We start from the raw sequence: 25313 nt of genomic DNA, 5'->3' as shown, positions 1-25313 counted from the left end.
TAATATGATTAATGTACTTTTTTTCGCTCAGGTAAGAGAACTTCTCGGTGTGAGTAGTATGCAAGTTGAAGCAAGTAGTGATTTGACCACAACCGAATTGCTCAGAGCGCATCTAGCCGCCACGGATGAGAAGTGGGCTCGGGTGATGGCATCTGACAAATTATTGGTGGCTGTGAATCAAACCATTAGTAATTGGGAAGCCATTGTCGAGGATGGTGACGAAGTTGCCTTTTTCCCTCCCGTGACCGGAGGTTAAAATGATTGCTACTTCCGAGAACAAGCAAGCAATTCGTAAAGTTTTGGTACAAACGGAAGATTTCAGCGTTGCGGACGAATACGCCTTGATAGCTGCCGATGCCAGTGATGGTGCTGTGGTGACTTTTGCTGGCAAGGTGCGTGATTTTAATGACGGAAGTGACGTGACGGATTTAACGCTTGAGCATTACCCTGGCATGACTGAATCGGTACTAAAGCAAATCTCTGTTGAAGCCTGTGAGCGTTGGCCGTTGAACAATGTCACCATTATTCACCGTGTTGGTACGATGGCTTTAGGTGAACAAATTGTATTTATTGGCGTAAGTAGTGCCCACCGTAAGGCTGCGTTTGCAGGATGTGAATTTCTAATTGATTTTTTGAAGACCAAAGCACCATTTTGGAAACTCGAAAGTAACGGTGAGAATAAGTCTTGGGTGGATGCGAGAGATTCAGATGAACAGGCTGCCAAAATGTGGCAGAAGTAACAATTGTGCTAGGATAACGACGTTTTGAAATATGACCTTGCTGCTCGCAGTAAGGAGAAGGTTTGAAGCGGGAGCAAACAAATGCAACTTTTGAGTCGCTATGTCGCCCTATTCGGGTTGCTAGTATTGTTAACAATAGCCAGCTTGAGCGCGGTTGCGGCGGATGTACCTGCCATTGCTGCGGCATCAAATATCAAGTTTGCTTTAGACAAAATTAGTCAACAATTTACGAAAGAAACTGGGCTAAAGGTGCGTATCTCCTACGGATCTTCTGGCAACTTTGTTGCTCAAATTAAGCATGGTGCACCTTTCGAGTTATTTCTCAGCGCTGATGAGCGTTATATCGACCAGTTGTATAACGCCAAAAAAATTGATGATCGCGGTGTCGTTTATGCCATTGGCCGACTGGCTGTCGTGGTTTCTAAATATAGTGATATGAGGCTCGACCCGAATTTAAGTGGCGTCACAGCAAAACTTGCTCGGAACCGTTTGCACCGATTTGCGATTGCAAACCCCGACCATGCGCCTTATGGCGAACGTGCTAAAGAAGCGTTAAATGCATTGGGTTTATGGCGTTCGCTTGAAGGTAAGCTCATCATGGGCGAGAACGTTGCTCAAGCGGCTCAATTCGCGGTGAGTGACTCGACTCAGGGCGGTATCATTGCCTTGTCGCTTGCTAAGGCTCCTGAGTTTAGGCGCCATGGGCGCTATGAAGCGCTTCCTGAAAAGCTCCATACCCCGTTATTGCAGCGTATGGTGCTGACTCCAAAAGCAAATACGACAGCCAAGAAGTTTTATGATTATATTCAGTCAGAAAAAGCGCGAAAAGTGTTCAAGTATTTTGGCTTTGGTTTTCCTAAGGCTCAAACAAAGTAACTAGGAGCAAGAGTGGATTGGCAAGCGCTGTGGTTATCCGTCAAGTTAAGTAGTATTACCGTGATGGTACTGATCCCATGTGCCATTATCGGTAGTCGTTATCTTGCCTATCGCCAATTTGTGGGGAAGTCATGGCTAGAAGCGCTGATTATGGTGCCGCTTGTCTTGCCGCCTACCGTGATCGGATATTACCTGCTGGTGGGCCTCGGTAGCCAGAGCTGGCTTGGACAGCTGATTATTCAGCTGACCGGTCAACAACTTGTCTTTGATTTTTCCGGGCTGGTTGTCGCATCAGTCCTCATCAACATTCCTTTTGCCGTCCAGCCGATCCAGCGGGCATTTGAAGCTATTCCTGAAGATGTGCGGGACGCTGCATCTTGCTGTGGTATGAGTCCGTGGACTGTACTTTACCGTATTGAGTTGCCTCTGATTTGGCCCGGAGTATTAACCGGGCTTGTGCTATGTTTTGCCCATGTTTTAGGTGAGTTCGGCGTGGTGCTTATGATGGGTGGCAACATTGCTGGCGAAACCAAGACATTGTCAATTGCGATATACGATAGTGTTCAAGCGTTTGATTTTACCTCGGCAGGCACAATGTCTCTGGTATTGTTGTTGTTTGCAATTACAGTTCTCGCCTTGACGACAAGCTTGTCACGACGCATTGGAGGTCAGCATGGCACACCACGTCGCTGATCTACATTGTCGCGTTGAACAAGACAGCTTTATTCAGCTGAGCGCAGATTTCAGTGTTAAAGCGGGAGAGGTTCTTGCGGTTGTTGGACCTTCTGGAGGAGGAAAAACAACCTTGCTAAGAATGATTGCAGGGTTAAACCGGCCAAGCTCTGGACAGATTCGATATGGTGACCAAACATGGTTTAGTGAACAAATCATGCTGTCGCCACAACAGCGGCATATTGGCTATGTGCCTCAACACTTTGGCTTATTTCCGCATTTAAACGCACTGGAAAATATCGTTGCTGCCTTAGATCATTTACCTAAATCTGAGAGAAAGGCTAGAGCCCATGCTTGGTTGACGCGAGTGAACTTGCATGAAGGTTTGCCTGATCGGTTACCGGCGCAATTGTCTGGTGGCCAACGGCAACGTGTTGCGCTTGCGCGTGCATTGGCTAGAGAGCCATCAGTACTTTTACTTGATGAGCCGTTTTCTGCCGTAGATAAAGAAACGCGCGAACGCTTGTATCTAGAGCTGGCAAGGTTAAAAGAGCAACTTTCGATACCTGTGATTATGGTCACCCACGATCTTTCTGAGGCACTGCTTTTGGCTGACAAAATGGTGCTCATTAGCCAAGGTCAAATGCTGCAGTATGGAGTTCCCCATGAGGTGCTAGCAAAACCTCGCAACGAAGCGGTTGCGCGGCAAATGGGTTTACGCAATATTTTCAGTGCCAAGGTGGTAAATATTGAACCCCAACGTGGAATTACCTGGCTTAAGGTGGGTCAGCATGAGATAGCCAGTAATTATGAACCAGAGCATCAGCCTGGAGATGAAGTGCGTTGGGTGATACCAAATCAAGGGATACGCTTTAATTCGATTGCTAAAGGCCGTCTTTGCCGCAGTTATAATAAGCTCGATGTTGTTATTGACTCCGTGTTGGTGATGGGCGAATCGGTTCGATTAATCGCTCACGTTGAAGGTTTAAGCGAGGCATTAAATGCCGAAGTGCCTTTGCATCTTGCTGAGAAACTTGGTTTGGCAAAAGGGGTCGCAACAGCTGTTGCATTAAAGTCTGATCTCATCCATATTCTTGAAAGTGAATAGCTTTTAATATCTAGATAAAATGCGTGTTTTCATGTTGTCAGAACAAGGCGTTACGATAAACAAAGATTAATTTTAACTTTTGTAAAGGGACTCATATAGTACACAGTGAGTCTAGTTGGGTTTATCGTTCAAGTGATAGGTGTAGATGATGGGGAACGTCATGATCCGCATACTAGTGATGTCGATAATTGCTTCAATTTTTGTGCCTTTGACCAGCGCGATGTCCAATGTTTTACCTAAGATATCTGAACAACAACTTCCCTCTCCAATTAAAGTGATGCAACAAGTCGAGTTATTGCATGTTGGCATCATTAGTCGGTTCCACCTAGAGCGAAATAGCCAAGGCGACTTGAGCTATCGTATCGATGTGATTGAATCTCAAGAACACCAAGTGACACACTTTAGCTACAGCATTAACAATGGTCTGCTGATCAATGAAGGCGTGAATGATTTAAGTTCATATGAAGTAGAAAAACTCAATGCAGTGCTGTTTCTTAAGGTCAATCGATTGAGCTTTTCCAACATGGTGAAGTCAGCAACCACGGAAAGTCGTGGCCATATACTTGAAGCGAAGCTTGAGCATGATCTCGGTGTGAACTATTTAAGCGTTGAGCTTGTCGACGCACAAGGTAAGCATATGGTTGCTTTTGATCTCGATGAACAACGACCTATGCCCGTACTAAAATGGCATTAATAAGGGATTATTATGAAAGTATTATTAGTTGAGGATGATCCTAAGACAATTGACTACATTGCGAGTGGTTTTTCAGCAAAAGGCCATGATATCGATTCGGTCGCCAATGGTGTCGATGGGCTATTGAAAGCCCAAACTGGCAACTACGACCTCCTTGTTTTGGATCGCATGTTACCCGGGTTAGATGGCCTTGGTGTGTTGGCAGAGTTAAGGGGGGGCGGTGATGAAGTTCCTGTGATGATCTTGTCTGCTCTTAGCCATGTTGACGAGCGGGTCAAAGGCTTGCGAGCCGGTGGTGATGATTATATGACCAAGCCTTTTGCATTTGCCGAATTATTACTTCGGTGTGAAAAGCTCTTGAGTCGTTACCAACAAAACCCTGCTGCAACCGAACTTATTGTTGGTGCATTGCAAATCGATTTGATAACTCGCAACGTGACTTTGGGTGGCGAAAAACTATTGCTGCAACCCAAAGAATTTAAGTTGTTGCGATTTTTAATGGAGCATGCAGGACAAGTTATTAGCAGAACAATGCTATTTGAAGCGGTTTGGGATTATCACTTCGATCCGAGAACCAATGTGATTGAAGTCCATATTGCCAAGTTGCGCCGGAAGTTTGCTGAACTAGGTTATCCAGACCTGATTGAAACCGTAAGAGGGGCTGGATATCTTCTGCGTGAAAAGAACTAAGGCAGTTTATAGCAGCGTATGGCGTACAACTCTGTTTTTTTCACTGATGGTGACCGTCATCATCAGTGTGCTGTTGCTCGTGATGTATCGACAATTAATTACCGAGCAAGAGATACAGATTGCCCAACATATTGAAGCCGAAGTCACCCGTTACCAAAATTTAGCGCGGGTGCATGACCGGCTTGGTTTTGCTAAGCAGGTAAGTGCTGCAGCGGGTCAAGCTGTGTTTGTGAGTTGGCATAATGGCGCCCATGTCCTCGGTGCCATGAGTTACATTCCAGAAGATTTACCCATCTATCCGCAAACCAAGGAGTTTATGGTTTTTGCAGGGGGATCACATAAGTTATTTGTTCTGACTGGAGGTATTGCCCAAACTCAGATGGGACCAGTTCTTATTGCAACCCGTAGTGACCATCTGGTTACGGTTTTCGATGAATTCATTGGTGCTTCAATTACTGCCATTACGATGACCTTACTGCTTACATTGACACTCGGCTGGTTGTTTTCCAAAGCGATATTACGGCGTATTCAACGCTATCAAGAACTCTCGGCTTTGATTGAACATGGAGATTATGGCATTCGCTTTCCTATCGGGGGGCGCCGCGACGAGTTTGATGTGGTCGCGAAGCAATTTAACCAGGTTTTAGATACGTTAGAGTCAAACTTGGCGGCTGTGAGAGGGGTAACAGATAATATTGCCCATGACCTTCGAACGCCGCTATCTCACCTACGAATGGGATTAGAGCGGCTGCAAACTTTGCCCAGTGACCAAGTTGCAGATGCAAGTGCTGGACTAATTGAAGAGCTTGAGCATTGCTTGGCGACCTTTGACTCTATGTTGTCATTAACCCGGATTGAAGGGGGCCAGCGTCCTTTGGAGCGAGAGCCTGTGAGCTTGCATGAGCTGTGTCAAGATTTGCAAGAGATGGCTGAAGCAATGGCTGAAGCCAAGAGTCAGTCTCTACAAATAAACTTAGGGCTAGATCGCACCATATCGGGCGACAAACACCTGCTATTCCAAGCCTTATTTAATTTAGTGGATAACGCGATTACATATGCAGGAACAGAGTCCACTATTGTGATTGAGCAACATGAAGGAATGATTTGTATCAGAGACAATGGCCCAGGTATTCCTGAAGACTGTCGTGAGAGAGTGTTTGAGCGCTTGGTTCGTCTCGATCCAAGTCGGCAACACAAAGGCACGGGGCTTGGCTTATCCATGGTAAAAGCGATATTATCGCGCCACAACGCTACAATTACACTGAAAGATAATCAGCCTGGACTCATCGCGGTTGTGGAATTTGAGTGTTAACACCGCATAAGTGAATTCTTACATGTACCAAGTCGTCGCAGATGAGCACGATTTCATCATTATTCATAAGTTCAGCCAAGTGCATTTTCATAGTCAAGATGGTCACGCTGGCGTGGTTGCACAAGCCGAACAAGATTTAGGGCTGAAGTTATTTCCGGTACATCGACTGGATACCATGACGTCAGGACTACTTATCCTTGCTAAAAGCTCTGCTGCAGCTGCAACTTTTACGCAGCTCTTTGAACAGCATCAAGTGCAGAAATATTATATTGCCATTGCCAAAGGAAAGCCGAAAAAGAAACAAGGCTGGATTATTGGTGATATGGCTAAGTCTCGGCGTAGTATGTATAAGCTACTTCGCTCGACAAAGAATCCTGCAAAGACGTTATTCTTTTCGCATGCGTTGGGGGAAGGCGTTAGACTTTATTTGTTAAAGCCTCTTTCCGGAAAAACACACCAACTTCGCGTGGCGCTCGCCAGTATCGGTGTTCCCATCCTTGGTGATCCTCTTTATGGCAAAGGTTCAACTGAGGGCGAAGACCGAGGTTATCTACATGCTTTTGTTTTGGCGTTTCGGTTTCATGAACAAGATTATTGCTATCAATGTTTGCCTGAACAGGGGGTTCACTTTCGCAATGATGCCGTCGTGCAGCAGTTGCAACTTTGGTCAGAACCTGCGAGTTTAGACTGGCCTAAGAGCAAAAAATAATAACGACATAGACAAGGAAAGCCATGATGGATAATAAAGTTCTGCTCATTATTTTAGCGATAATCATCTCCCCAGTTGCAGTGTTTATTAAAGAAGGCTTAGGGAAACATTTTTGGCTCAATATTGTGCTCGTGATTTTGTTTGTGATTCCAGGGATCCTACATGCGCTTTGGTTAGTCACGCGCAAAGGCTAGTATCTATTTTGGTGTTCGATAAAGAGAAAGCGCGATACCAAGCGCTTTCTTTTTGGGTGACGGTTTGATTTATTTTGTCTTTCGTATAGGATTGCCCGCAGCTCTTGTCATGCTGAACCGACATGTATTTAAATGATGAAATTCACCAACAGAGTTTACGGGTATGAATCGCACTAAAAAAATCACTTTAAAACACAAGGCGAAACAAAAAAAAGCCAAACCTAAAAATGGCAACAAACCTGCTTATATCTCTAAAGCCCAGCGTGCCATATTGGTGGATGCTCCTGTGTCCGAAGGTGTATCTGAGATGGTTGAGCCCACTCAGGGTTAAGATCGATGACGAGTGCTCATCATCTCTATTAATTGTTCAATTTAAATAATCAATTAAACTAATATTGCATTGTTTGTTAATCTAATACCGCCCCATCAAACTGTTTTTGTCGTTCATGCGCGTTCGTTGTGACTCTTGTTTCCATGCATTGTATTTCTACACTAGCGGGGTCTCCTGGTTCGATTTTCATATTTTCATTGGTTAATTTCTTGGCCGGTTCATTCTAAGACTCCATGCTGAATGGTGGAGATGTCATTTTTTGTCATTCCTCATCCTTAACAATTGAATCTTGATAAGCAACTGTTTTAATTGGTTTTGTCATGTTCGCTTGGTACGCTGTTAAAAATTGTTTGCCTAAAATTGCAATCAAAACAGCTTTTACTGCGTCTTATGTAATGCATATCGCATTGTGAATCATTGCCATTCCGGCGCATAAGGAAAGTAAATATGAAAAATACCAATAAAGCATTATCTCTAACAGTCGCAGGTCTTTTAGCCGCAGGTGTCGCAGCAAGTGCAAATGCGGTGCCTGATCAGCCGCAGAAATGGGAAAAATGTGCGGGCATTGCAAAAGCGGGGGCAAATGACTGTGGGGCGCTCGATGGCAGTCATGGCTGTGCAGGTCAAGCCAAAGCCGACAATTTGGATACGGAGTGGGTCTACGTGCCAGCAGGCACCTGCGACAAAATCACGGGTGGTGTTGTCAAAGCTGTGAAACCGGCAAAGTAGTGCGTTATGTATCGCATTGAAGACATTCAGGGAGCAGGCGTTGGCCTGCGTATCCCTCATGTGCAACAAGTGTTAGCAAGCGACACTATGGTTTCACCATGGTTTGAGTTGCTGGTGGATAACTGGTTAGTTGAGGGTGGCCTCAATCGTCGCTTACTGTCTGAAGTCTCTGAGCGTTACCCTACTGTATTTCATGGTGTGGGTTTGTCGATAGGGGGATGCCACGATATTGATTGGTCTTACCTTGCTCAAATCAAAGCGTTGATGAAAGAAACGGGCGGATTATGGTATTCAGAACATCTGAGCTTCTCGGGGACTCAGGATTTCAAGGTTGCCGAACTTTTACCTTTACCATATACCCAAGAAGCGGTCGATCACTTAGTGAGTCGAATTCATCAAGTTCAGGATTTTTTTGGTGAACGCATCCTTTTAGAAAATGTGTCTACTTACTTGAGCTGCCAATACAACGAGCTTGAAGAAGCTGAGTTCATCAAGCAAGTTGCTGAGCAAGCGGATTGTTACCTTTTACTGGATATTAACAATGTGTTTGTTACGTGCAGTAACCTGAATCAAGATATTCAGCAGTTTTTAGATACGATTCCTGCTCAGCGGGTCAAGCAGATCCATTTGGCTGGTTTTGATGATAAAGGGGAGTACCTATTAGATGGTCACAATAACCCGGTTGATCCGCGGGTGTGGCAGGCGTTTGAAGCATATATTCGAAAAAATGGTGCCATAGCGAGCATGATTGAATGGGACAATGAACTTCCAAGTCTAGATCGATTGCTGCAAGAGCGGCAGCAAGCAGAAGTGATATTAATGACTCAAGAGCGGAGCCAATTTCAATGCGCTTAAAGGATTGGCAAAGCCAGTTTGTCGCTGCAGTAACAGCAAAAAATCAAGAGCAATCCGGATTTGAAGTGCTTGTTGGTGAAGCTTTAAAGCATCGTGTTGATATCTACCAGGGCAGTGCACAGCAAGCGTTAATGAATACGCTGAATCATATTTATCCAGTATCACAGCAGGTATTAGGGGACGATTGCTTTGCACAGTTTACCCGTCAATTTGTAGGTGAGTACCCGCTTCAATCGATGAACTTAAATCATTATGGTCGAGACTTTAGTGAATTTATGGCAATAGCACTCGCGCAAGCCAAATCGAAAAATAGGGCTTTTGAAGATTTTGAATACTTATCCGATCTGGCAAAAGTTGAGTGGTTATGTCATCGCGCTTACTACGCTGCAGACCAAATATCATGTGACCCAATTGACATGATGGGAAAGCTGCCGGAGGCTCGTCAACTTGGGGCTAAGCTATTATTGGGGCCAGATATTGGCATTGTACAGTCACATTTTCAGTTGCATCAAGTATGGCAATCATTATGTCCTCAGCAGTTTGTTGGACAAAGTTCCGAAGCTTCTCAAATGACGGACTCATTCACAGAACGATCGAATGGAACTGGCGAAGCCGAATCTCTGTTCTATTGTTATATGGTGCAAAGGCAAGGATTCAAAGGCATGTTGCGGGTAATTTCTCTGGCTGAATATCAGCTGCTTGAAGCACTGCTGCAGCACCAAACTCTGCAACAGCTTACGGATTCTGGTCTCGACCTCTCCTATCTCGCTCATTTTGTCGCCAATGGATGGATTGTTGGTTTTCATCAGGGAAAGTCTTAATTTCTGCTGGGCGAAATGCTCAAGGGGGATGCTTGTTGACGCAGCAACAAATGCAAGGGCTTTATCGATATTGCATCATGCTCACATCTGATCCAGCTTCGGCTGAAGATCTTCTACAATCTTCGCTAGAGAAATGGCTTAAACGTGGCCAGCCTCAGGCGTTTAATTATGCTTATTTACGCACCGTGGTTCGAAATCAGTTTATTGACCTGTGTCGTCGGCAGCAAAGAATCGCTTTTGAGCCGATAGAGGATGGCATGCCAAGCATGATGGATGAGTCTTGCTTAGCTGATTTATACATCCAACATGATTTGATTGAGTATGTGATAGCTCGCCTGACCGTTGCAGATAGAGAGGTGCTTTATCTTTGGGCTGTTGATGGTTACACTGCGGCGGAAATTGCCATTGAATTGAATCAGCCGCGCGGTACAATTTTATCGAGACTACATCGGATTAAGCAAAAAGTGACTGAAATGCAGCCCGAGAAAATGGTCGTTGGAGGGGACTCGCGATGAAGAAATCTGTTTTTGAGCCGCGCCAGCAGAACACAGTGAAATTGAAAGATGCTGCGAAGGCTCACTTTGAGCAATCCCAAATGGATCCCCAGCAATTACAACGCTTGTCCGCATATTTGAAACCAGAGACTCAGGCGACAGATCAAGCGCCAAACTGGAAAAGCTCGTTGAAGTGGCTGGGCATGCTCGCAAGTGCTTTGCTGCTGGTGATGGCCTGGGTGTTCATGCCGCAATCGCCAAACTTTTCTGAAATGATTGCCACTGAAGTTGCGATGAATCATCTCAATATGAAACCGCTTGAAGTAAAAACCAATCAAGTCGCGAGTTTGCGTCAATACTTTACTGAACTAGACTTCTCGATTACCAAGACGAGCCGTAAAATTTTTGATGATAAAACGATGCTTGGCGGGCGATATTGCTCAATTCAAGGCGTTACTGCGGCGCAGATCCGGTATGAAATGGCCGATAGTGTCCAAAGTGCGACATTGTATGAGGTGGGCTATAATCCAGACGTGCATGGTGAACAGCCTGACATCGACGTGGGTGAGTCGCCAAAACGTTTGACGATCAATGGTGTTGATGTTGAGATTTGGGTTGAAAAAGGTTTACTCATGGCGCAAGCCAAAAGTGCAATATAGAAGCGCGTGAAGCTTCAGTAGGTTTCCCAATCTAGGATCGCGCGGATGAAAAAGCCAGAGGATTGCAATGACCTTCTGGCTTATGATCATCAATAACGAATCCTGACGTGTTCGATCCGTTATTGTTTAACTTTGATTAACAGTTACATACTTTACAGTTTGATTGTTTTGTTAATTTCAGTTCACGAAACTCCATTGTCATCGCATCAACCATTAACATCCTACCGAGTAGCGGACTACCCATTTGGCTGATGACTTTGATGGCTTCAGTGGCTTGCAAGCAGCCAATCAGTCCGACAACGGGTGCTAAAATACCAGATTCCACACAGGTCAGCTGCTGCTCACCGAAAAGCTGGCTAAAGCATTGATAGCAAGGGTGGTTATCTTGGTAGTCAAAAACTGTCACTGTACCTTCCATGCGAATTGCTGCTGCAGAAACCAAGGGGGTTTTATGCAGAAAGCATAACCGGTTGAGCTGTTCTCTAACGGCGACATTGTCGGTACAGTCGAGTACGATTGTATGCTGAGCAATGAGTTCGTCAAATTCAGGGTCATCCAGTACGCCATGAATCGTGGCCACTTCAATATGCGGGTTCAATTGAGTGAGTGTTTGCTTAGCAGATTCAACCTTGGGTTGGCCAATGTTCGCATCTTGATGCAACACTTGACGCTGCAAGTTAGATAACTCAACGGTATCAAAATCGACTACAGTCATTTTGCCTACGCCAGCAACAGCTAAATATTGGCTCGCTGCACACCCTAATCCACCAGCACCGATGATGAGTGCTTTTGCTTCTTTGAGCCGCTCTTGCCCTTCAAAGTCCATCGCTTTGATTGAGATTTGGCGACTATAACGCATGGTCTCAGCATCGCTGAGGATTTCTTGTTGCTCAAAGTCGGTCATGTTTGCGTATCCTTCATGATTAACACAGCACCTTATCAAAGGGCTCTATGACGACTTGAGATCCTGCTGCAGCATTGGCTTGCTCCTGTGGCAACACAATAAAACAGTTCGCTACACTCATGGAAGTGAGCATGCCTGAGCCTTGACTCCCGGTAATACTGACTTCAATCGAACCATCAGCAGTTCGATGATAAATGCCGCGCTGATATTCAACCCGACCAGCCAACTTACGAATATCGCTGGTTAGCGTGGCGTTGAGCTGTAACGGCTCAGCAGGCGGAAGTCCCTGCATTTTCTGGATAAGTGGCAGAACCAACTTGTAGTAGGTAACCATCGAAGAAACGGGGTTGCCTGGCAGGCCACAAAACACTGCGTTACCGAGCTGCCCGAACGCGAAAGGCTTACCGGGCTTAATTGCGAGCTTCCAGAAAGTAATCTCACCTTCTTCCTGAAGGACTTGTTTGGTGTAGTCTGCATCCCCGACTGACACGCCACCTGATGTAATGACCATATCTGCGGTTGCGGCTGCATTTCTAAAAGCCTGACGAATTGCTTCAGGATCATCTTCAATCACACCTAAATCGATCCACTCGACGTTGGAATTGATGAGCAAGCCTTTGATGCTATAGCGGTTAGAGTCATAGATTTGACCTGGAGCAAGCTCTGTTCCAACTGGGCGCAATTCATCGCCAGTTGAGAAAAAGGCAACGCGGATTTTGCTATATACGCGTAGCTGGCTGGTCCCTATGGTGGCCAGTACGCCGAGCTCTGCTGCTCCAATATGTGTCCCAGCCTTTAAAACCTTTGTGCCGCGTTTGACTTCTTCACCTTGGTTTCGAACATTCTCACCTTGCTTCTTGGCATCTTGAATGGTGACTTGATCGAGTTGAAGCTCGACTTTTTCTTGCATTTGGACAGTGTCATAGCCAGCAGGGATCGGTGCGCCGGTCATAATGCGTACGCAGCTTCCTGCTCTAAATTCACCATCAAAAGGATGCCCAGCAAAAGATTCCCCTATCAAAGTGAGCTGTGGGTGCTGCTGTAAATCGGCAAAACGATATGCATAACCATCCATTGCAGAGTTATTGAATGGTGGAAGATCGATACTAGAAGCCAGATCTTCTGCGAGTACTCGCCCCAATGCATCAGAAAGTTGGACTATCTCTGTTTGGTCTGTCGGTGAGACTTGTTTGAGTAATGCAACAATGGCGTCATCTGGATGCATTAAACTGGGTTTGGCGCACGGGTCGGTATTTGTTGGCATTCGCTGTCCTTGTTACTTATCACAGGCTATTTTTGTCAGCTATTATGCCACGGGCTTAATCGAAGGCTATGATCTTCGTTTGAGTTTAATGAAAATAATACCAATGCCTAACTTGCAGACACCTGTGTGGGCGAATCCGTAGAGGTTGATGGCGTTTGGTGGGTAACTTGTTGGCCTGCTTTGAGAGTTTCAGCACCGCGAACGACGACAGAATCATGTTCGGTAACATCTCCCTGAACAGCGATCCATTCGCCAACACCGTCTCCCAGCGTAATATCGACCTTGACGGCTTTGTTTTCGCTATTAATCTTGAACAGATGTGCGCCACTGGAGCGTAGTACAATGGCATCTCTGGGGACTAAAATTGTGGCTTGTTTCTGGGCAATTGGTAGTGCTAAAGATACCAACTCTCCCACGCTAAATGCATCTTGGATTTCAAGTGGAATATCTACGCGTGCTTCAAAAGTCTGTGAGCGTACTGCGGAAACTGGGATTAAGCTACGAATCGAGGCTTCAAATTCTCCTCCAGCATGGTAAATACGCAACTTATCACCCACACGAACTTGCTTGCTATGCTTGAGAGGTGCGTGGACACGTAGCTCAAGGTTTTCAGGATCGGTAATAGAAACTATGGCATTGGAGCGACTAATGTCTTCGCCAATTTGATGATATCTCGCCGTAATAATGCCGCTAAATGGCGCCTTTATTTCGGTGCGCTCGATATCATCCATGATCATTGCCAGTTTAATTTTTGCAAGCTTCAGGTTCGACTGAGCCATGTCTTCGCTGGTTTGTGCCTTATCTAGCTCGGTTTGTGATGCGTGATTACTGCCGATTAATTGTTTAAGCCGCTCTGCTTCACGGCTTATGCCTTTGAGAGTTACTTGTTCACGTTCAATCAGTGCTAGCTGCTGTGCCTGTTCTAATTTCAGCCGGTTCTGTTCAAGTTTGGCAACCACATCCCCCGCTTGTACATGAACACCTGCCTCTTGTACCCAAGTGAGCCGGCCTTCAACGCCAGCGGTAAGTTTGGCGTTTTGGCGTGAATGTACAGAACCAATAACCATCATGATAGGCGAAATGGCTCGCTTCTCCGCTTGCGCTGTACTGACCAAATGGGCTGGCTCGGTTGGTGAATCGGCAGCAATTGCGGTTGCATGACCGGTACAACTGAGACAAATAACCATAAACAGACGTTGGGTTGTCTTTGACAATTGCTTCATGGTTTTCATTCGGTTAGTCCTTGGTTGTGCTTGGCTGATGATAAATGAACAGCCGCTGCACTTGTGGCTGTTAAACGCAATAAACTGGGCATCAATATAAGTGTAAACAGAGCACTAAAGCTCATGCCGCCGACAATTACTGCGGCTAGGCCTCGATAAATTTCACTTCCGACACCGGGAACAAGCATGAGTGGCAACATGCCAAAGATACTGGTTAATGTGCTCATATATACCGGGCGAGCTCGGGTTTGCACCGCCTGATAGATTGCGGCATCGATATCGAGGCCATCGCGAGCGCCTTGGCGGGTTTGGTCAACCAGCAAAATAGCATTGTTTACAACAAGCCCGAGTAAAATAATAAAACCAATCATGGTTAACAAGTCGAGGCTTTGAAAGCTAAATAGATTGAGCACCCTCAAGCTGACCACGCCACCGCATATGGCCAAAGGCATGGATAGTAGAACCAGCGCACTATCGGTTGCCGATTTAAACATGGCTGCCATTAACAGAAATAAAATAACCACTGCTAATAGGAAGTTCATTCCCATGTCTTTAATGGTTTGATCAAGTTTATCGGCACTGCCGCGGAACTGAATGGCGCTATTTTCTGGCAAGCTCGCTTTTAGTTCTGTGAGAGCCTTGGATTTAATGGTTTCTAATGCCTCATCTAAGGACATATCAGCAGGCGGGAAAATAAGTAGGCTTACACTGCGTTTGCCGTTGACTCGTTGGAGCTGAGTTGGGCCAACGGTACGGTGAATACTCGCTAACTCACCGATGGTTTGAATGCCGGCTGCTGCGGTGTAAACCGGGGTCGCTGCGAGCTGCTCTGGCACTTGCCATTTCGGGCCTCTGAGTAAAATGTCCATACGCTCATTGCCATCAAAATATTCGCCAACAAATAAGCCTGAAGTATAGGCGCGGATTGCATTTGCGATTTGAATGCGGTCAACACCGGCTTGGGCGAGTCGACGTTCATTGGGGACAAACTGTAATTCAGGCTGTGCCATCGAAAGTCCCGGAATTGGCCGAACGACAGCTCCCGGTAGGGCTGTATTGATCAGGCTCATGCCCTTGGCGGCACTTGCCATGAGCGCCTCCATATCTGGGCCTTGTAAATCGATATTGATGGCACGCCCACCATTAAAACCAAATTGTAGTAATGAACCGCGATTGGTAAAGGCTTGTGTATCGGGTAAGCCAATCAATATTTCTTCATTCAGTAAGCGGATCATTTCATCGGCTTGGGTCGGGTCCTCTGGGTAGATAAAGAGCACATTGAACGCGGCATACATGGAGAAGTTGTACCCTTTAATGAACGGTTGCTGCTCCTTTTCATAATAGGGTTTCAAACGCTGAATAATGGTCTGACCGATCTCTTTTTCTAACGTTTGAATATTGGCTCCCGGTGGTAGGGAGAAAAAAGCGAAAATGCCATCGGAGCGTGCTTGGGGAAGAAAGTCGGGTCGAGGCATCAGGAGCAGGGTTAGTATGCCACTGCCTAATACCAAAATAAGCACCCAAACTGCCGCTAGTTGGCGAGTTGCAGTTAAGCGTTTCACCAAATGTGTCAGTTTGAGCCACAGCGTTTGTGTGCTTTTCTGTTCCGGCAATTTAAGCCACAGTAGGCTAAACACTGGGATTAGGGTGATGGCACTTAAAAACGAGGAAACTACAGCCACTGAGAGCGTGAGGGCAAGATCCGAGAACAACTGGCCTTCGACGCCTGGCATAAAGAGTACTGGCAAGAAAATGGCCACAGTGGTCGCCGTGGATGCCAAAAGCGCGCCTTTGACCTGAGCTGCGCCTTGCAAGACTGCTTTGCTTAGGGATTTACCTTGTTGCACTAGTCTGACAATGTTCTCTTGTACAATAATCGCCGCGTCGAGCACTAAGCCAACGGCAAATGCGAGTCCTGCAAGAGAAATTACATTTAAAGATCGGCCCATGGCTTCTAGTGCCATGATGGCGATTAACAGAGCGACGGGAATTGTCGATGCAATCATCAATGTTGCTGGTGCACTTCGGAGAAAAGCAAAGAGGACAACAAGCGCTAGAATTACCCCAATGGCGAGATTGCCTTTCACCAATAAAATGGCACGTTTGATGTGAATCGAGGCATCAAAAGAGAGCTCCATAATCAAGCCATGTTCGGCTAGATTTTGTGTGTTGAGTTCAGTTATGGCTTGATTTATGCCGTCTAAAACCGTGACGGTATTGGCATCAAATGTACCTTCCACGGTTAAGTAGTATGCGGTGTAGCCATTACGTTTAGTAAATCCTTGAAAGTCACGGCTGCCTATCGATACATCCGCCAGCTCATTTAAATAAACCGGTCTGCCCTCATTGTAGGTGACGATTAATTGACCGAGGTTTTCTGGGGTGTATTGACCGATGAACCTGACGGTGTATTGGCGTCGACCTACATTTGCAGTGCCACCGGATATATCGGCAGCGCGAGATAAAGTACTGCGTAGTTGATCAAGCGTAATCCCAAGGGCTGCAGCGCGATAAGGATCAAATTCAATATGTAGTTCTTTCGGCCGGCGACTTTGCAGGTTAACGGAGCCGACGCCAGTGATTTGCCGTAGCCGTGGCTCTATCACGTCATCAATGAGTTTTTGGTATTGACTGAAATCGGTTGCAGGGTTGTCAGGTGCCATGCGGATTAAGATGGATGCTAAGTTTGGTGTTCCTCTTCCCCCTCCTACATTGATAAAGGGCTCGTTGGCGTCAAGTGGGCGGGGTGGTGTCTGATTCAGTGCATTAATCACATCAATCATCGCAGTTTGCATGTTGCTACCGACCTCAAATGTTAACGTGACACCACCGGAACCTTGGGAGATCCGAGAGGTCATTTCAACGACCCCAGGAACTTGGCGAAGTACGTTTTCTTGGGGCTCGATAATGTTGGATTCCATTTCCTGAGGTGCAGCACTGCGCCAGTTATTGAAAATGGTAATTTGAGGTCTTTGAATATCAGGAAGTAATTGGATCGGAAGCTCTAAAATTGCGAGAGCGCCAAAGACACAAATTAATAGCAGGGCGACAAGTGTTCCTGCGGGGTTTCGAGTGCTGGCTTGGGTAAGATCCATGTTGGCTTCCAATTATTATTGTTTTCGGTTGAAGCGTGGATGGCACTGCGATGAAATGCGGGGACGCCATCCCTTTGCGCCATTGGTTATTCGTCGTGGTCAGTTTATTTATCACGTGGACGACGGGATTGACGCCAACAAATAATAATCCTCTCGTACGGTAAAATCTGTCTCAAATAGTTAGCAAATGTAACAGTCTTATGGCGGGTTTGGTTAAACGCCGACATTGCCGTGTGCGGTTAGTTTAAGGTATGAAGATATTTAACTTGCGTGATGAAAGCGAAAACTAGCAGTTGCATTTGCTGGTGCGCTTCAAGACAATAGTGAAAGTATTTATATTAAAAGGAAGCCAGTATGTTAACGCAGTCGATGGTCGATAAATTAAATGAACAGATCAATATGGAGTTTTTCTCTTCAAACCTCTATCTGCAAATGAGTGCGTGGTGCGAGAATAAAGGCTACGAAGGTGCCGCAAAGTTTATGCGTGAACACGCTGACGAAGAAATGGAACACATGCGCCGTCTATTTACTTATGTCAGTGAAACGGGCGGGCTGCCGTTACTGGGTTCGATTGAAGCGCCAGAGTCTGAATTTGAATCTCTGCTTTCTTTATTTGAATACACCTTTGAGCATGAGCAACTGATTACCAGTAAAATTAACGCATTGGCTCATGCTGCATTTACGAATCAGGATTATTCTACGTTTAATTTTCTTCAATGGTATGTTGCCGAACAGCATGAAGAAGAGAAGCTGTTTGGCTCAATTGTCGACAAGATCCGAATGATTGGCGAAGATGGCCAAGCGCTCTATTTAATTGATCGAGAGCTCAAAGATCTTGCTGTTGAAGGTGGCGATAGCATAATGAATCCTCAGCAAGCTGTTTAACGGATTGATTGCGCATTAAAATGGCGACCTTCGGGTCGCATTTTTTATGGGGGCACACGGCTCAATCCGTTGTACTTAGATATCGTGTGTGTACTTTACAGTCTTATTCGAGGGCGGTTGTTGGCTTGTCTGGGATTGAATAAAGGCCTTGAGTTCAGTCGCGCAGATAGGCTTAGACATATAATAGCCTTGACCATAATTACAGCCCATTGCTTTCATTAAGAGCCACTGGGCTTCTGTTTCGATACCTTCTGCCACCAGATCCATTTTCAAGCTCTGCCCCATCATCACAATTGCTTTAATGAGGTTGGCGTCAGACTGGCTTTTTAGGGCGCTATCCACAAAGCTTCGATCAATCTTAATGGCTGAAATTGGGAAGTTCTTCAGATAGCTTAGCGACGAGTAACCTGTGCCAAAGTCATCAATATAGACCTCGCAGCCCATGCCGCGAATACAGTTGAGTGTATTCATACATTCATCAGTGTCTTGCATCAGCATGCTTTCGGTAATTTCAATATTCACCGATTGTGCAGGAATTTGGTAATAACCGAGCTGATTCGAAAGATGCTCAACAAATTTGCGCCCCTGTTTTTGTTGGCACTGTCTACCCGACATATTGATGGACATCTTGATATCTATTCCCGCATTCCGCCACTCGGCGAGATCTTTCAATGCCTGTTCTATGACCCAGTTACCAATAGGAATGATGAGGCCGATTTCCTCAGCGACTTGAATAAATCGATCCGGAGCCATTAAGCCGTGTGTTGGATCTTGCCAGCGGATTAACGCCTCAACCCCGGTGACCTTGCTATTACTCATGTCTACAATGGGTTGATAATGTAAGAAAAACTCATTTCTTACGACCGCTTTGCGAAGACGTTCTTCTAATTCGATACGTTCACGCATGACGGTATCCATTGCTGGAGTAAAGCACTTAAACCTGTTTCGACCTTCTTGCTTGGCTTGATACATCGCGGTTTCGGTATTTTTTAGCAGTGAATCAATATCATCCCCATCGGCTGGATAGAATCCGACGCCAATGCTACCGGTAATCTCGACATCTTTGTCATCTTGGTCGTTGACGTTGAAAGGTTTTTCTAACCCGCGGAGAATACTGATACACAGCTGCTCCACTTCAAATTCATTAATAAATTGCGGGAGTACAATTAAGAATTCATCGCCACCAATTCGAGCCACAAAACCTTGGTTGGGCATTTCGATTAATAGTCGGCTGGATACTAATGATAGTAATGCGTCACCGGTTGGGTGACCTTGAATATCATTGATGTATTTAAAGTGGTCCAAGTCAAGCATGAGTACGGCAAACTCTGCATCTTGTTCTTTGGCTTGGTTAATTTCGTGAGTTAAACGTTCTAAACATAGGGTTCGATTGGGCAATGTTGTCAAGGTATCAAAATTACGTTGATACCAAATATCCCGCTCATACTGCTTGCGATTACTAATATCGATAAATAAACCAATATGCTGCACAATTTCGTTTTTGTCGTTTCGAACAACGGTAATCGCTAGGTATTCTGGGTAAGTGTCACCATTTTTTCTTCTGTTCCAAATCTCACCGTCCCAGCGGTCATTGGTCAGTAGCGAATTCCACATCTTTTCATAAAAGTCTTGTTGATGGCGGCCTGAGCTCATTATCGACGGATCATGTCCGCGAATATCGTCAATATGGTAGCCCGTCACTTGTGTAAATGCGGGGTTGATGAGTTCGATTTTGTTGTGAGCGTTGGTGACGATAATTGCTTCAGAAGAGTGTTCGAATACCGCACCAGCCAAGCTGAGTTCAGCCGTTGCTTTTTTTCGCTCTCGTAACATGGCATTGAGTGAGTTGGCCATTTGCGCGACTTCATCGATTCCTTCTGCATTCACCTCAAGCTCGACTTTCGGGTTTTCAGCCATATGCTTCATTTGCTTTGCGATGGCTGCAATCTTGTCCATTAGGCTCGAGCTCAAGTTATGGTTCACTTTGATGTAAAGAATAATTGCGACCATCAAAGTGATGAGATAAAGGAGCAAGGTAAACCCTGCATTGTCGTGGGACTTCTTACTTTCTTGGGTAATTTGATTGGTAATTGATATGACTAACTTATGCAATGACGCGATACGTTGGCTCGCGAGATCCCACCATAATTCACTTGTAATTGGAGAAGGAGGATGTTGCAGATCATTGAGCGCTTGCTTCATGGCTTGCTTGGCTTTGCTCCGCTCGTAAATAGCGCTCGAAGCTGAGCTGCCAAAATAGGTTGTGGCCGCTTGTTGTAACGCGAGGGCGGTGGTGCGTTGGGTGTCCGTAATATTGGGCAGGCGACTCAGCTGTATGATTTTGTTGTAGACGCTTTCTTTGAGGTTATTGAATTCTGTTTGGCGTTGAGGGTGAAGATTTCTAGCGGTTATTGGATCCAACTCGATAAACCCGCTATAGCTAATCACAGAGCTAATATCATGGGCGATAGCCATGACATCCATATCCGTATTCAAGCGAGCACGTATCTTTTCTATTTGCTGGTTAGCAGTGCTATCCGTGACATCTTGAATAAACTGGCGGTTCTGTGCGATCGGTGTGTTCAGCGCGGTCTGTATTGCACTTTCCTGCTGCACAATACTGATTTGAATTTGATGGTACTCATGCATGTCAAATTCAATGCGAGATAATATTTGGTTTAGTCTGCCGCGTTCAATTCCTGCAAGTTCTTGGACCCGGAGAATATTCACTAAGTCGACAAATGCACGTTGTTGTTCAACATCGTGGGTTTTCAGTTGCAACTGACTGATCAAATTAATCAGCTGTTGATTCAGATTAGAGTAGACATTAAAAAAACTATCGACAGATTGGTCGTCAACGCCTAAACGAAGCCCCTCAATATAATTGTGATAATCGGCGAGGTTTGGTGAACTCGCTTTTGTTACGCCTTCTTCTTTGTGTGGTGCGATGGTTTGAATGGTATTGAGTAGGGCTAGGTTTTCATTTTTTTGCAACGCACTCAGGTGATGGTTGGTCGCGGCTCTTTGCTGTTGTAGCTTTTCTAAACTCTTGGTGTGACGGCTATGGTAGTAGCCCGCACTAAGTCCACGTTCTTTTTGTAGTTCAAAAACTAAGTTAGCCAGCTTTTGGGTAATTTGAACGATGCGGTTGTTTTCTGTTGTTGCTTGATAAACATCGCTGAGCTGTTTTAGATGGAGTGCTGCAAAGAATAAGACCATGCAGATTGGTGCGAATGCGAGCAGTGCTAATTTTGACCTGAGACTCAGGTGGTGAAAAATAGACTGCATGCTGAATGATCCCCCCTGAGCCTGTAAAAGTTGTCTTTGCGAATGATTGATAGTTGCATATCCATTGGGGTAATTCGACAGTAGCGAACAAAAACGCTATTGAGTTCACGTTCTCGTGAATGGTTTGGTTTTCTTGAAAAAGTTGGTATTGATGCTTTTAAGATGAATGTTGCCGTAGGTTGTTGTTATATATGTATTAATGTGCATATGTGGATGTGTTTATATGTGACGACAGTCGTCTCGTTGTAAGTATTGAGGCGTTAGAAGAAGCTCCCAAGAATGGGAGCTTTATGATCCAAGAGAGGTATAACTAATCGGTTAACTAACTGCACTGAGTGAAGCGTTTCGATAGCAAACAATATCTTCGATGGTGAGTACCGGCATTTGGTATTTGTTTCCAAATTTAATGATTTCATCAAGCCGAGCCATCGTGCCATCAGGATTTGTGACTTCGCAAAGCACTCCTGCTGGCGTTAGTCCAGCGAGCACCATTAAATCGATCGTGCCTTCTGTATGGCCTCTGCGTGTCAAAACACCACCAGGCTGTGCTCGCAAAGGATAAACATGGCCTGGCCGAGCTAAATCACTTGGCTGTGCGTCCTTGGCTATCGCTGCTTTAATGGTCGTGACTCGATCGGCTGCAGAAACACCGGTAGTTACCCCTTCCTTCGCCTCAATGCTAACGGTAAAGGCGGTACCATATTGGCTTGAGTTGTCTTCGACCATCGGAGGTAGTTGCAAAGATTTAATTTTATCATCGGGTAAGCACAAACAAACGATGCCACTGCATTCTCGAATAAGCATCGCCATTTGTTCATTGGTAAGGGTTTCTGCTGCAAAAATAAGATCGCCTTCATTTTCTCGATCTTCATCATCAACAACAAGTACACCCTGGCCCATGCGCAAAGCATTGAGTGCTGTTTCAACACGTTGGATGGGGTCGCCAAATGGGGCAAGTAAAGACTGATTCATGGTTCTTCCTATATTTAAAGGGATGTTGTCCAGAATCAGGGCGTGCAGGAAAGCAATAGCATCCCAATCTTTGGTTGCTATCGGTATAAGAGTGCGGCAGCATCAAATCGGCATCAGAGCTATCCAGCCCTTGCTTTATTGTCACTGCAATATTGCGATCTTACATTCTCTTCCATCCGGACTTATCAACAATGAGCCAATATTAAGCTGATTGTGAATTACCGTCGGCTCTGGAATAGGCAAGAAATGCCGTCACCAGATCTGCTGTCCTTGGCGTTTTGTGCCAAGCGCTCGCGGGCTTTCAATGGAAATTGATTACCGCCGGTGGGGAATTACACCCCGCCCTGAGAATTTGCTAAGTATATTGTTTTAACTTAGCGCGGGTATGGTGCGAAATTTTACAAGCATTAGCAATGACCTTTGTTTCACGGTGCGATCACGTATACATCTTGGAATTGATTTTTTGTGTAATGGTTGGATGTAGAGGTATTGGATTGGGGCATTGTTACCTGTTTCAATTGGCTCGCTGTCGAATGATTTGTTGTTAAAGGTTTTTGCTTTACCCTGAGAAATGCCTCACATAGACTCAGCGTTTAGTTTATCGGTGCTGGCAGCGGGATTTCTCTTAAGGTCAGCGAGATAAAACCGCGAGCAATGGTTTATCGTTACTGCTTATAATGAAATATGCGAGCTTGCTTTTTCTTCATTGGAACCCACATGAGTCAAAAAAATATTCAGCCCCCAGTCGCCCGTAAAACACCTCACCATATGTTGCTGCATGGTGTTTCACGCACGGATGATTATTATTGGATGCGTGATGATGAAAGACAAAATCCGGAAGTGATTGCTCACTTGCAGGCGGAGAATGCCTATACTGAGTCAGAGTTCGCACCGCGCAGCAACCTTCAGCAGGTGCTCTTCGATGAGTTAACCTCAAGATTACAAAAAGACGAATCGAGTGTCCCCTATCAGTGGCAGCAGCATTGGTATGGTTCGAAATATATTGCGGATGCTGAATATCCATTATTGGTTCGATCCGCAACATATGATGGCCCATCGCAGTGTATGCTTGATACAAACTTGCGGGCTGCGGATCAGGAGTTCTATAGCTTGGCGGGTGCCGCTGTTAGTCCTGATGAAACCCTGTTGGTTTTTGCTGAAGATACCATCGGGCGTCGCATCTACCGTGCACATGTTAAAGATCTGCAAAGCAATACATTGCTGAGCGATCGGCTTGAAGGCTTAGATAGTGCCCCAGTATGGGCCAACGATAATTTGCATCTTTTCTATATAGCCAAAGATGAGCAAACTTTGTTAGGAAATCGTGTCTACCGTCACCGCTTAGGCTCACCGCAGTCAGCGGATGTTTTGGTTTATCAAGAGCTCGATGAGAGCTTTTATTTGTCCCTTGGTAAAACCTTAGACGGCAGTCACCTTGTATTAACACAAGAAAGTACCGTGACCAGTGAGGTGAGCTTACTGGATGCGAATCAGCCGTTAACTCAATTTATTTCAGTCTTAGCAAGAGAAGTTGGTCATGAGTACTCCGTCTATAAGCTTGGAGAACAGCTCTATATATTAACTAATTGGCAGGCGAATAACTTCAGATTGATGCAAGTCCCGCTCGCTTTATCTGCCGATAAACAGAATTGGCAAGAGGTGATAGCCCATGAGCCGACGACTCGTATTGAAGATGTGCTGTTATTGCAGCACCACTTGATCATTCAAAACCGCCATAATGGCCACCCTTCAATTGATGTGCATCCTCTTAATGGACAAGCCTCGTACTCACTTGAATTCGATGATGCGGCTTATGTGGTTGGTATTGATGTTAATGCTCAGCAAACGAGCCAACGCTTACGCATCTATTATTCGAGTATGACTACCCCAGAAACCATTTATGAGTATGATTTAAATCACGCCAATCACAGAGTCTTGTTAAAACAGCAAGTTGTTGTTGGTGACTTTAATCATGAACGCTATCAATCTGAACGGTTGCTTATTACTGCACGAGATGGGGTTCAAGTGCCTGTATCGCTTGTTTATCGGCGAGATTACAGCAACCAAATGAGCCTCAACCCTTTATATGTATATGGGTACGGTGCCTATGGTTATACCATTGAACCGGACTTTTCTTCATCTGTTCTAAGTCTGCTCGACCGCGGCTTTATATACGCAATTGCACATGTGCGGGGTGGTGAAATGCTCGGCCGAGATTGGTATGACGCTGGGCGATTGCTAAACAAACAGCACACTTTTAATGACTTTGTTGATGTTACTAAGGGCTTAGTCGCGCTCGGATATGGTCATCAAGATAAGGTTGTTGCGGCTGGTGGCAGTGCCGGAGGTTTACTGATGGGGGCCGTGATTAATCAGGCGCCGGATCTTTATCATGCGGTTGCCGCGCACGTACCGTTCGTTGATATTGTCACCACTATGCTTGATGAGTCGATTCCGTTAACAACCAATGAGTATGATGAGTGGGGGAATCCGAATGACAAACAATATTTTGACTATATGCTGAGTTATTCACCTTACGATCAAGTGAAAGCGCAGGACTATCCTCATCTTCTGGTAACAACAGGGTTCCATGACTCTCAGGTTCAGTACTTTGAGCCAGCAAAATGGGTTGCCAAGTTGCGTGAATACAAGACTGATAATCATCAGTTACTTTTCCACATTGATATGGATGCTGGCCATGGCGGTAAAAGTGGTCGCTACCAGCAATATCAGGATACGGCACGAGAGTATGCATTCTTTATCGATTTACTGGGTTTAAACCCATGTGGGGTATAGGT

Annotated in this window: 24 protein-coding genes and 1 riboswitch; of the genes, 18 read left to right on the top strand and 6 right to left on the bottom strand. The window is 45.4% G+C overall.

Going from position 1 to position 25313, the window contains the following annotated elements; translation table 11 throughout:
- The first annotated feature begins 4 nt into the window (after positions 1–4).
- The 16 genes from moaD to IEY18_RS14725 all read left to right on the top strand — a co-directional run bounded on the left by moaD (position 5) and on the right by IEY18_RS14725 (position 10884).
- A complete protein-coding gene (gene moaD, locus IEY18_RS14800; protein ID WP_188922212.1) occupies positions 5–256 on the top strand; it encodes a molybdopterin synthase sulfur carrier subunit in 252 nt (83 codons plus the stop codon).
- Between the two features lies 1 nt (position 257).
- Positions 258–740: a molybdopterin synthase catalytic subunit MoaE gene (moaE, locus tag IEY18_RS14795; RefSeq protein WP_188922211.1), complete on the top strand. Its 483-nt coding sequence runs from the start codon at positions 258–260 to the stop codon at positions 738–740.
- 81 nt (positions 741–821) lie between these two features.
- Positions 822–1616, top strand: a complete 795-nt coding sequence (gene modA, locus IEY18_RS14790) for a molybdate ABC transporter substrate-binding protein (protein WP_188922210.1) — start codon at positions 822–824, stop codon at positions 1614–1616.
- Between the two features lie 12 nt (positions 1617–1628).
- Positions 1629–2309, top strand: coding sequence for a molybdate ABC transporter permease subunit (gene modB, locus IEY18_RS14785; RefSeq protein ID WP_188922209.1), 681 nt, complete (start codon positions 1629–1631; stop codon positions 2307–2309).
- Complete coding sequence (locus tag IEY18_RS14780; protein ID WP_188922208.1) at positions 2290–3396, top strand: ABC transporter ATP-binding protein; 1107 nt, start codon at positions 2290–2292, stop codon at positions 3394–3396. Before modB ends, IEY18_RS14780 begins: the two co-directional genes overlap by 20 nt.
- Before the next feature lie 160 nt (positions 3397–3556).
- The gene (locus IEY18_RS14775) at positions 3557–4090 is read left to right on the top strand and encodes a hypothetical protein (protein ID WP_188922206.1); all 534 of its coding nucleotides are present in this window, start codon (positions 3557–3559) and stop codon (positions 4088–4090) included.
- A gap of 12 nt (positions 4091–4102) precedes the next feature.
- Positions 4103–4780 (top strand): response regulator transcription factor, encoded by a 678-nt coding sequence (locus tag IEY18_RS14770; RefSeq protein ID WP_188922204.1) that lies wholly within the window; start codon positions 4103–4105, stop codon positions 4778–4780.
- A 49-nt stretch (positions 4781–4829) separates the two neighbouring features.
- Positions 4830–6092: a sensor histidine kinase gene (locus IEY18_RS14765; RefSeq protein WP_188922366.1), complete on the top strand. Its 1263-nt coding sequence runs from the start codon at positions 4830–4832 to the stop codon at positions 6090–6092.
- Positions 6093–6114: 22 nt separating this feature from the next.
- Positions 6115–6801 carry a TIGR01621 family pseudouridine synthase gene (locus IEY18_RS14760; protein WP_188922202.1) on the top strand — a complete coding sequence of 229 codons (687 nt, stop codon included), beginning with the start codon at positions 6115–6117 and terminating at the stop codon, positions 6799–6801.
- 23 nt (positions 6802–6824) lie between these two features.
- Complete coding sequence (locus IEY18_RS14755; protein WP_188922200.1) at positions 6825–6995, top strand: YqaE/Pmp3 family membrane protein; 171 nt, start codon at positions 6825–6827, stop codon at positions 6993–6995.
- Positions 6996–7158: 163 nt separating this feature from the next.
- A complete protein-coding gene (locus IEY18_RS14750; protein WP_188922198.1) occupies positions 7159–7326 on the top strand; it encodes a DUF2986 domain-containing protein in 168 nt (55 codons plus the stop codon).
- Between the two features lie 447 nt (positions 7327–7773).
- A complete protein-coding gene (locus IEY18_RS14745; protein WP_188922196.1) occupies positions 7774–8055 on the top strand; it encodes a BufA1 family periplasmic bufferin-type metallophore in 282 nt (93 codons plus the stop codon).
- 6 nt (positions 8056–8061) lie between these two features.
- The gene (locus IEY18_RS14740; RefSeq protein ID WP_188922194.1) at positions 8062–8910 is read left to right on the top strand and encodes an MbnB/TglH/ChrH family RiPP precursor modification enzyme; all 849 of its coding nucleotides are present in this window, start codon (positions 8062–8064) and stop codon (positions 8908–8910) included.
- A complete protein-coding gene (locus IEY18_RS14735) occupies positions 8901–9731 on the top strand; it encodes an HvfC/BufC N-terminal domain-containing protein (RefSeq protein ID WP_188922192.1) in 831 nt (276 codons plus the stop codon). Before IEY18_RS14740 ends, IEY18_RS14735 begins: the two co-directional genes overlap by 10 nt.
- 35 nt (positions 9732–9766) lie before the next feature.
- Complete coding sequence (locus tag IEY18_RS14730; protein WP_229779959.1) at positions 9767–10246, top strand: RNA polymerase sigma factor; 480 nt, start codon at positions 9767–9769, stop codon at positions 10244–10246.
- Positions 10243–10884: a hypothetical protein gene (locus IEY18_RS14725; protein WP_188922188.1), complete on the top strand. Its 642-nt coding sequence runs from the start codon at positions 10243–10245 to the stop codon at positions 10882–10884. Before IEY18_RS14730 ends, IEY18_RS14725 begins: the two co-directional genes overlap by 4 nt.
- Positions 10885–11020: 136 nt before the next feature.
- On the opposite strand, the gene moeB is transcribed toward IEY18_RS14725, so the two are convergent.
- From moeB to IEY18_RS14705, 4 genes are all read right to left on the bottom strand, one after another.
- Positions 11021–11788 (bottom strand): molybdopterin-synthase adenylyltransferase MoeB, encoded by a 768-nt coding sequence (moeB, locus tag IEY18_RS14720; RefSeq protein ID WP_188922186.1) that lies wholly within the window; start codon positions 11786–11788, stop codon positions 11021–11023.
- Positions 11789–11807: 19 nt separating this feature from the next.
- Entirely contained in the window at positions 11808–13052 is a 1245-nt protein-coding gene (gene moeA / locus IEY18_RS14715; RefSeq protein ID WP_188922184.1) for a molybdopterin molybdotransferase MoeA, read from the bottom strand.
- 107 nt (positions 13053–13159) lie between these two features.
- The gene (locus IEY18_RS14710) at positions 13160–14284 is read right to left on the bottom strand and encodes an efflux RND transporter periplasmic adaptor subunit (protein WP_229779957.1); all 1125 of its coding nucleotides are present in this window, start codon (positions 14282–14284) and stop codon (positions 13160–13162) included.
- Positions 14281–17370 (bottom strand): efflux RND transporter permease subunit, encoded by a 3090-nt coding sequence (locus tag IEY18_RS14705; RefSeq protein ID WP_188922181.1) that lies wholly within the window; start codon positions 17368–17370, stop codon positions 14281–14283. Before IEY18_RS14705 ends, IEY18_RS14710 begins: the two co-directional genes overlap by 4 nt.
- A 354-nt stretch (positions 17371–17724) precedes the next feature.
- Here IEY18_RS14705 and ftnA point away from each other — a divergent pair, with 354 nt between their 5' ends.
- A complete protein-coding gene (gene ftnA, locus IEY18_RS14700) occupies positions 17725–18255 on the top strand; it encodes a non-heme ferritin (protein WP_188922179.1) in 531 nt (176 codons plus the stop codon).
- A 75-nt stretch (positions 18256–18330) separates the two neighbouring features.
- Here the strand turns inward: ftnA and IEY18_RS14695 are convergent, their stop codons facing one another.
- Together IEY18_RS14695 and ribB are read right to left on the bottom strand one after the other, a co-directional pair.
- Positions 18331–21543, bottom strand: a complete 3213-nt coding sequence (locus IEY18_RS14695) for an EAL domain-containing protein (protein ID WP_188922177.1) — start codon at positions 21541–21543, stop codon at positions 18331–18333.
- Positions 21544–21861: 318 nt separating this feature from the next.
- Entirely contained in the window at positions 21862–22515 is a 654-nt protein-coding gene (gene ribB / locus IEY18_RS14690) for a 3,4-dihydroxy-2-butanone-4-phosphate synthase (protein ID WP_188922175.1), read from the bottom strand.
- 160 nt (positions 22516–22675) lie between these two features.
- Positions 22676–22871: riboswitch (FMN riboswitch) on the bottom strand.
- Between the two features lie 361 nt (positions 22872–23232).
- On the opposite strand from ribB, the gene IEY18_RS14685 reads away from it, so the two are divergent.
- Entirely contained in the window at positions 23233–25311 is a 2079-nt protein-coding gene (locus IEY18_RS14685) for a S9 family peptidase (protein ID WP_188922173.1), read from the top strand.
- Positions 25312–25313: the final 2 nt, after the last annotated feature.

This window comes from Shewanella gelidii (assembly GCF_014647855.1).
GTDB classification, from domain to species: Bacteria; Pseudomonadota; Gammaproteobacteria; order Enterobacterales; family Shewanellaceae; genus Shewanella; species Shewanella gelidii.
The sequence above is the reverse complement of the archived record's forward strand: the minus strand, read 5'-3'. Positions and strand labels throughout refer to the sequence as shown.